Raw genomic sequence first — 9305 nt, 5'->3', positions numbered from 1 at the left:
TTGCGGTTCGGTTACGGTCTCACCTGCACAAACGGTCAAAGTTCCGTCGGTTCCGGCGTTCGGTAGGGGTTGTTCTGAGACGATTACTTGTGAGGTATCGTCACCGGTACAGGGAGAAGTTGCTGCTACGGTATAGGTATACGTTCCCGCGCCTCCCATTGCCGGAGACCATGTTCCTCCTGAATCGGGAGAACCTAATTCATTAAAAAGTTGGGCTTCGGTAACTGTTGTTCCAGCACAAATGGTCAAAGCGCCATCGCTACCTGCATTGGGTACTGCTTGTTCTGAAATGGAAACTGTGGCATGTTGTTCGTACCCTTTACTATCCCTAATTCCATAAACAAAGCTATCAGAACCTGTATATCCAGAAGCAGAAGTGTAAGTTATATAATCGTCTATAGGGTTTGATATGGTTCCATTGGTATTCACGGTTGCTGTTCCTTGACTAGCAGGATTTACAATGAATATACTTCCGGAGGATGCTCCGTTTCCTCCAAAATCATCATTACTGAGAACAGTAATATCCAGTGTACCTTCTTCACATATATCAATCGTTTCGTCCTCTGTAGTTGGAAAATAAGTGATAGTTGGGTCATCTTCAATATTTCCATCGGTGTCAATACCATTATCCGATATGTCATATACATCGTCAATACCGTAAGGACTATCGGCAAGAACACTAATTTGATTGTTAAAACCCCCAATTTCTAAAACAGATGAATTAAGTGTAAAGCTTGCAAAGTAAGTAGCTGTTTCTCCTACAAGCAGCGTACCTTCAGCAGAGCTCATCGAAGAATTACTGAAGGAAGGACCACTGGTTAAGGTAAGATTATTTGAATCTACATCAGTAAAAGTATCCGTTAGGTCTATGTTATCCAATGTAACATTTCCAGTATTTTCGATGGTGACTGAATAATCTACAGTATCTCCAATATTGACAGGGGTGGAAAAATTTTCGACTACGGTTTTGGTAATTTCAATCTCTGGCTCTGCAATTATTAAATCCGTAAGAACAAATTCTACTTCATCCGCAGCGGTCAATAAAAAAATTAAGCCACCTGTTACATCAACATCCATTTGAACTGACTGAGTAACGTTGTCAACCCGCAAACTTCCTCCTCCTGAACCTATACTTGTTCCGTTAACGCATTCGCCCCCACCGCCAAGAACTAGTGCATCATCATCAATATTGAATAGGGTAGGAGTAGATTGAAAAATAGGTCCGTTGGAACTAAGTTCTGTCCACGTCCCGTTGGTGATATTAAAATTTCCTGTAGCAGCATCGGAAACCAAGAGGACAACGGCAAAGGTTCCGACTTTATCAGCGTGTAGTGTAGGGTTTACAATATAGACAGAGTCTCCTGTTATGGCATCAAAAAAATAAAAACTCAAGTTTCCTGAGTTCAGTGAACTTGCGGTAATTTCTAGGGAAGGACTGCCAAAAACCGCAGCGTCGCTGTAAGTCGCTGCACTTGTACATCCCATAGTTTGGGGTCCGGTAATAGATACGCCACCGGACACCCTACATTCAACACGTACGAGACCATCATTGGTTACGGATTCCCAAACAGTGGGTGATACGGTTGTCCAATTGGTAGTTTGCTGAGCGTTTGCCAGATGGGCAAATAATACAAGAAAAAATGCCCCAAATATTTTTTTAAAACGATTCGCCAAGAGGGAATGTATTTAATAAAGTCTTTTGTTCAATGGCAGTCTATGCTGCCAGTAAACAAAAGACTTACAACGTTGTGGCATAAATGTAATCAGGCTCTAAGACCTTGCAAATTATATGTTGTATAGTGTAAAAAACTAGATGTAAAGAGCTCTTAATATGTGGGATAATCCTGTTGTCTAATAGATTTTTTAAAGGTTCTGTAAAAAGCGAAAATAAATAGTAAAGTATATGGATTTTAGCCCATTGTTAAAATGAGCCTAGAACATTTGTAAGAAAGCCTATTATTTAAAAGAATCTTGGAGCTATATTTCTTCTGTAACGAGAGCGGAATTCATACCTTAAAAATACTTCAAAGGAGCCATCATTAAATCGGGAACCTCCTAATTCCGTAACTTCTCTATCATAAGCGAGGCCCAATAATATTTGATCAGATGGCTGGAAACCGAAAAGGGCGCTTAAAGCACCATCCCATCTATAACCAGCTCCTAAAATAAATTTATTGTTAAACATAAAATTAGCTGAAACATCTACTTGTAGAGGGGCTCCGTTGACAGCTTTCATTAGTAGGGTCGGTTTAAATTGCCATCTTTGATTAAGCTCATATACATAGCCGGTAATCAAATAAAAATTCATACGTTCTTTAGCTAAGAATGAAGAGCTGGAGGCATCACCGTCAAAATGTTTGGTAGCCAAAAAATTTGGAACGGATAGGCCTACATAGAATTGTTCATTGTAATAATACACACCAGCCCCAAAATTTGGAGATAACTTATTATCAATATTCGTTAGGCCCGTACCTGAGACCTCATTATTATAGTTAGATAACTTACTAAAATCCAAATTTAAAATATGTGCACTTGCTTTTAAACCAAAAGCTAATTTTGCTTCTCTTGAAAGGGGTATATTATATGAAAAAACGCCATCAAAATAGGTTTCTTGGCTTGTTCCGTTTCCTATATCATCATTAACTATAGAAAGACCAATACCAACCCTATCTGAAACGGGAGTGTGAAAATTGAGGGTTTGCGTTGCTGGGGCTCCTTCTACACCAACCCATTGGGAGCGGTGCATTCCTGCTATGCTAAAAACACCGCGTGAACCTGCATAAGCCGGGTTAATGGCCATAGGGTTGTACATATATTGCGTATATTGGGCATCTTGCTGAGCTCTAAGACCACCAAGGGTAGTAGCGGTCAAGAGTGCAATTAGGAGGAATTTTTTCATGACTTTTTTATTGGATAAAAAGGGGATAATCTTGAATTTACCGTTGTAAAGATATTTATTTCTAGCACTTAGGACTATTCTTATCGTTGACAGCCAAAATTAATCGGTACAACTTTAAAAAATGTCGTTAATACATAAAACGGTTAAATCTATAGGAAAGTCCTTTTCATTGTGTCTCAACAGTAAAACGCTAGAATATGAGCTCTATTGTTACAGCGGCTTTCTATCTTTTTTTTGTGATGATTCGATAAATGTAAATAAGCCTTGTTTAAGACGGTGTGAGGCCTATAGCCTTACCTTTTGCCAACATAAATTCTTTTGCAGCTTCGTATTCATTAGGGATTTCTCCTTCCAAAATAGCCTCTTTGATGGCTTCTTTGATTATTCCTATCTCTTTTGAAGGTTTTAAATTGAAAGTTTCCATAATTTCTTCGCCACTTACAGGGGGTTGAAATTTACGAATGCTGTCACGTTCTTCTACTTCGATAATTTTTTGCCGAACGATTTTGAAGTTGTTCTTATACCTTCTCTGTTTTTTTGGGTTTTTTGTGGTGATATCAGCTTCGCAAAGGGTCATAAGGTCTTCAACATTTTCGCCGGCATCAAAAACTAACCTGCGTACGGCTGAATCCGTAGCATAATCCTCAGAAAGTACAATAGGCCTAGAACTCATTAGGACCATTTTTTGAACGAATTTCATTTTGTCATTTAATGGCATCCGTAGTCGCTTAAAAAGTCTGTATACCATTTTTGATCCTACAAACTCATGCCCGTGAAAGGTCCACCCAATTTTTTTATGGAATTTTTTTGTAGGTGCTTTTCCAATATCGTGCAGTAATGCAGCCCAACGTAACCAGAGGTTGTTGGTGGTTTTAGAAATGTTATCAACCACTTCTAAAGTATGCCAGAAATTATCTTTATGACGCTGACCTTCAATTTCTTCTATTCCTTGTAGCGCAACAAGTTCCGGCATAATAAAGGGTAGGAGTCCAGTTTTATGAAGTAGTGAGAATCCTAATGAAGGTACGTTACTTGATAGAATTTTATTTAGCTCATCTACAATACGTTCTTTTGAAATAATCCGAATTCGTTCTTTATTATCTGTGATAGCCTGTAAAGAATTTTGTTCAATTTGGAAATCTAGTTGCGTTGCAAAACGTATGGCCCGCATCATACGCAATGGATCATCCGAGTACGTAATACCTGGTTCTAGAGGTGTTCGGATAATTTTCGATTCTAAATCAGAAATACCATTAAAAGGATCCAACAAATCTCCGTAATTGTTGAGGTTTAGAGATATGGCTAAGGCATTTATAGTAAAATCGCGACGGTTTTGATCGTCCGCTAGCGTACCATCTTCAACAACAGGTTTGCGACTATCTCTATGATAACTTTCTTTACGGGCACCAACAAATTCCAATTCCACGTCACCATGCCTCAACATAGCGGTGCCAAAATTTTTGAAAACACTCACTTTTGGTTGTTCCTTAAGTAAAGATGCTACCTTTCTTGCCAATTCTATACCGCTTCCTATGGCAACAATATCTATGTCTTTATGAGTGCCTCTATCCAGAAGATAGTCCCTTACAAAGCCACCAATTACATAACAATCCAGCCCAAGTTCATCTGCTGCTTGAGAAACGATTTTAAATATTGGGTTGGAAAGTGCTTGTATATGGTTCAAAAGTTTAATTTTAAATTCTAGCACAGAAAACTAGATATATTGCATTTTAGGTTACTTCCGAATAATCTTAACGGTACCATCGTTACCTAGTTTTATTATAGCTGATGGTACTGCCGATTTTTGTTCGGGCTGCAAATTTACCACATAGTCTACACCTTTTAAAATAACAGGGTCTATTTCGTTAAAACTTTTGGGAGTAGGTTTACCTGAAAGGTTAGAAGAGGTAGAAACGATAGGTTTTTTGAACTTATTAATAAGATATCTACAGAATTTATCGGAAGCAACTCTAATAGCCAAGGTATTATCTTCAGCAAATAGATTTTTTGCTACTCCTTTTGGCTTGTCATAGATAATGGTAGTAGGTTTAGTTGAAAGGTCTATAATATCGTAAGCAACTTCAGGAACTTCTTCCACAGTTCTTTCTAACATTACGTCATTAGCAACGAGGCAAATAAGAGCTTTGCTATCTTTCCTTTTCTTTAGGTCATAGACTCTCTTTACGGCTTCCTCATTAGTGGCATCACAACCAATACCCCAAATGGTATCCGTTGGATAAAGAATAAGGCCACCATTTTGCAACACTTCTATGCATTTGTTGATTTCTTCGTTCATGGTTTAACTCACGTATTATTTGTTCGGAAATAGTAATGATTCTGTATTATTCATCATATTTTCAAATGAAAATGTCTGGGCTATCCTTTGTTGTAAAAATTCAGGGTCAAAAGTTATCTTTCGTTCTAAAATAGCATTTATACCATTGGCCATAGCCGAAACATCATCGATTTCTGTGAGGATACCAAAGATGCCATTGTCCAATAATTCTTCGCTTCCAGGTACTTTTGTGGATATTATAGATTTTCCGTGACTTAGAGCTTCCAATAGGACATTGGCCATACCTTCTTCTCTAGAACAAAGTAGGAATAGGTCAATATGTTGAAAAAATTGCTCCATTTCATTAACATGACCCAAAAAATGAATCCGTTCTGACATTTCTGGATACTGTGCCAGAATTTCTGTCATGTCTAATTCAAATCCTCCAGTACCAGCATGGACTATATGCACATTCTGAGGAAGTTTTTCTAGAATTTTAGGAAGAAGGTCAAATCCTTTTCTATAATTCAACCAACCTGCAACACCTACTAAGAAGTTGTCCGTAGAAATATTCAATTCCTTTATGGGTTTCCAATCCGCAATTTCTTTTGTCTGGGGTAATTCTATACCATTATAAATCCTGAACAAGTTTTTACGATTAAAATAAATACTGTTCTGTAATAAATCCGATTTAAGCGAATCACTATTTACTAATACTTTAGCTTTAAAAGTTTTGAATACAAGACGGTACTTAAGACTGGTCCTAATTTTCCTGATGTTGCCTAAATATAGTATAGTATTAGGGACTTTTTTTAAATGAGCAGCAAGAGAAACCAGCCACCAATCGCGTTTTAGTGCAGCAAAAACAGTAAAAGGTTTAAATTTTTGAATGAGTTGCATATAATTGCGTACCACGGCAAAATTTAAATCGCCCCCACGTTTTGTTACGGTGTGGACTGTCACATTTTCAAGATTTGAAAATTTATCTTCAAAAGTGTTTTTAAGTAAAACTATAACTACGTGATAATCTTTTTTACTAAGGTGACGAGCTCTTAGCAACACATTTTTTTCTATGCCACCCCAATTTTTAGTAGGACAAAAGAAGATTATTTTTTTTGTTTTGGTTTTCATTTATCGTTAATAGTGTACAAGCGTTTTAATTCTTTATATCTAGTATAAACACCAAGAGCATTTAAGTAGGAAATGACAATACCTTTTTTTCCATCTAAAAAACCCAATCTAAGTATAAAATGATTTATAAATTTCCAAGATGGTCTAAATATGGAATGATACCATCTTGCTTTTTTGCCAGCATCAAAAGACTCTCTGGCCTTCATTTTGCCATATTTTACCATCTTGGACTTATACTCATCATAATTATTAAAAGAGTAATGTATAAGTTTATTTTTCAAGGTTTTTGATTCTCCGTTTACTTCTAAGGTTTCATGTACAATTCTATCGGAAACGAATTGAACTTTGCTTTTTTGAAATAGGCGATAATTTTTATCTGTTTGCCATCCACTAAAACGCAATACCTTTTGCTTATACATAAAAATACGTAAGAAATAATAGGCCGAAGCAGGCTTGGATGCTGTTTCAATTTCATTAATGATTTCTTTTTGAAGTTCAGGGGGCACCCTTTCATCTGCATCCATGAACAGTATCCAATTATGAGTTGCTTGATTTAAAGCAAATTGCTTTTGGTCTGTATAATTTTTAAAGGACCGTTGAATTAGCTGAACATTGGAGTACTTTTTAATGATCTCTACCGTACCATCCGTACTGAACGAGTCAACCACGATAATCTCATCACAAAACGATAGGTTTTGCAAAACAGCATCAATGTGCTTTTCTTCGTTGAGGGTAATAAGTAAGCCCGAAATCTTCTCCTTCCTATTCATATTTCAAGTATGCTTCTATTTCCTTTAATATTTTTGATTTTTCAAATTGCTCTATAATATGTTCTCTTCCTGCATTGCCCATTAAGCTAATTAATGATCTATTTTGATAAAATGTATTAATAGCATCAACAAAACCATCTACATCGTTAGGAGTAGTTAATAGGCCGGTTTTTTCATGTAAGACTACTTCTGGATTACTACTGAGGTTAAACGCTACAGATGGCATGTTACATAGAGCTGCTTCTGCAAGAACATAGCCAAAACCTTCCCAATGGGATGAAAGCAAAAAAACATCGCCTTGTGAAAGAAACGTGTAGGGTTTATCCACAAACCCATAAAGCTCTACGTGGTTTGATAAGCCCTCACTATCTATTCTTGATTGCAGTTCGTTTTTTAAGCGTCCATCACCACCTATGACCATTTTAAAACTAATTCGTTTTTGAATTAATTTTTTGGCAACATCTAACAAAAATCCTTGATTTTTTTGAAATTCCAATCGACCCAGATTCACAAGCGTAATAGCTTTTTTTTGAGAATTGGATGTTGTTGTTGTTAATTGTTCGGGTATCTCTACTCCATTGTAAATGACAGTAATTTTGTCACTTGGAAAAAGGTTAGGGTTGTTCTCTAAAATGGTTTTTTTAGTAGCAAAGGAATTAGCAAGAATTTCCGTAAGTACATTTTTAAATAAATATCTATTGAGAAACGTATTTTTAACGGGAATGGCACTACCACGTCTATATATGATTCTAGGTATATTTAGTGCTTTGGCAATAGGTCCTGCAATCTTTACGTCGCTAGATAGATTCAAGATTAGCGTATCTACAGAACGATTTTTAAGACATTCTTTAACAGCTGATCTTTTTACGGGATTTATAAAACTCAGGTTGGATAGTGCAATAGCTTTGTAAGGAATATCAGTGTTTTTTAATTTTTTCAAAAGAACACTTTTCGGATGTCCTACTACAAAAACAGGAATCCCTTTAGAATGAAGGTATTGGCTCACTTCAAAATGCCATTTTTCTCCTCCGCCCCATGACGTGACCGTATTAAAAAAGCAAATAGACCCCATTTATCCTAACTTTTTATAAAGAGCAATAAGATTATCTCCAACATTTTCATCGTTGAACTTTTGTACATACGAGAAGCCTTTGGCAGTCAACTCTTTTCTTAGTTCGGGATGGTCATATAGCTTTTTAATATTTTTATAAATTTCATCAGTGTTGTCCGGGTCAACATAAAGGGCGTCAGGCCCAGCTGCTTCTGGAAAACAACCTCCTTTAGTTACAATTACCGGTATTTTACTAAAAAGAGCTTCAATTAGAGGAATACCAAATCCTTCGCAGTATGACGGGTAACACAGTAGCGTTGCGGCCTGGTATAATATAGCTAGATCATTTACACTTATCTTTTTGACAAACGTTACTTGGTTTTTCATTTGGTGCTCATCAATATATTTATGAACCTTTTTTGCATAGGATTTTTCACCTCCAACCAATGCTAAATGATATGTTGTGCCCTGTATTGCCTTTACAATGGCCAATACATTTTTACGCTCTTGTATGGTACCGACATTTAGTATAAACTGTTCTGGAAGATTGAATCTTTTTCGTATATTTTGTTTATCATCTTGCGTATATGATGTTTTAAATGCATTATGACACCCTTGATAAATTACGGTAATCTTTTCAGGAGAAACCTTTAGAAATCTTACAATATCTCTTTTTGTTTGTTCGCTAATTGCTACAATATGTTCAGAGGCATGTACAGCGTAGTAAAATTTTAATCTATATATTACGCGGTCCCAAAAGTTATAATACTTAGGGTGACTTATAAAAATAAGATCGTGTATGGTAACTATTCTGGAAGTACCTTGTTTTTTAAATTGAATGGGTATTTCTCCGGATAATCCATGATACCAATCTAATTTTAGGTTATTTATTTGAGTCCATTGACCAAACAACCGCCATAAGGAAGGAAAGTTTTTCCAAAACCAACCAGTAGGGTAAACAATTGTAGATTTTTCTAAAGCAATTTTTCTGTCTACACTAGGTGTTTTGGTGTTAAAAAGGTAAAATTCTTTTAATTCCGGATACGAATTTAAAATACGCAAAATGTCGCGTCCGTAATTACCTAGACCTGTTCTATTGTGAAAAATTCTTTTGGCATCATAACCTATTCTCATGTGTCTCAAAAAAAAGCAATAATTGTAAATCTAAACATTATATAC

Annotated in this window: 8 protein-coding genes; all 8 read right to left on the bottom strand. The window is 36.2% G+C overall.

From position 1 onward, the window contains the following. Window positions 1-1674 (bottom strand): DUF7507 domain-containing protein (locus KO521_RS00675; RefSeq protein WP_215938000.1); only part of this gene is annotated, 1674 nt, incomplete at its 3' end. A gap of 286 nt (window positions 1675-1960) precedes the next feature. Further along, window positions 1961-2899 carry a PorP/SprF family type IX secretion system membrane protein gene (locus tag KO521_RS00670; protein WP_215937999.1) on the bottom strand — a complete coding sequence of 313 codons (939 nt, stop codon included), beginning with the start codon at window positions 2897-2899 and terminating at the stop codon, window positions 1961-1963. A 268-nt stretch (window positions 2900-3167) separates the two neighbouring features. Continuing rightward, window positions 3168-4583 carry a CCA tRNA nucleotidyltransferase gene (locus tag KO521_RS00665; protein WP_252729802.1) on the bottom strand — a complete coding sequence of 472 codons (1416 nt, stop codon included), beginning with the start codon at window positions 4581-4583 and terminating at the stop codon, window positions 3168-3170. 51 nt (window positions 4584-4634) lie between these two features. Beyond that, window positions 4635-5195 (bottom strand): L-threonylcarbamoyladenylate synthase, encoded by a 561-nt coding sequence (locus KO521_RS00660; protein WP_215937998.1) that lies wholly within the window; start codon window positions 5193-5195, stop codon window positions 4635-4637. A gap of 15 nt (window positions 5196-5210) precedes the next feature. Then, window positions 5211-6305 carry a glycosyltransferase gene (locus tag KO521_RS00655; protein WP_215937997.1) on the bottom strand — a complete coding sequence of 365 codons (1095 nt, stop codon included), beginning with the start codon at window positions 6303-6305 and terminating at the stop codon, window positions 5211-5213. Beyond that, window positions 6302-7075 (bottom strand): glycosyltransferase family 2 protein, encoded by a 774-nt coding sequence (locus tag KO521_RS00650; RefSeq protein ID WP_215937996.1) that lies wholly within the window; start codon window positions 7073-7075, stop codon window positions 6302-6304. Before KO521_RS00650 ends, KO521_RS00655 begins: the two co-directional genes overlap by 4 nt. Next, complete coding sequence (locus KO521_RS00645) at window positions 7068-8147, bottom strand: glycosyltransferase (RefSeq protein WP_215937995.1); 1080 nt, start codon at window positions 8145-8147, stop codon at window positions 7068-7070. The genes KO521_RS00650 and KO521_RS00645 overlap by 8 nt, the downstream gene beginning before the upstream one ends. Continuing rightward, window positions 8148-9260, bottom strand: a complete 1113-nt coding sequence (locus tag KO521_RS00640) for a glycosyltransferase family 4 protein (protein WP_215937994.1) — start codon at window positions 9258-9260, stop codon at window positions 8148-8150. It lies immediately after the preceding gene. Between the last annotated feature and the right edge of the window lie 45 nt (window positions 9261-9305).

Origin of the sequence: Zobellia uliginosa (assembly GCF_018860745.1) — a bacterium.
GTDB lineage: Bacteria > Bacteroidota > Bacteroidia > Flavobacteriales > Flavobacteriaceae > Zobellia > Zobellia uliginosa_B.
The sequence above is the reverse complement of the archived record's forward strand: the minus strand, read 5'-3'. Positions and strand labels throughout refer to the sequence as shown.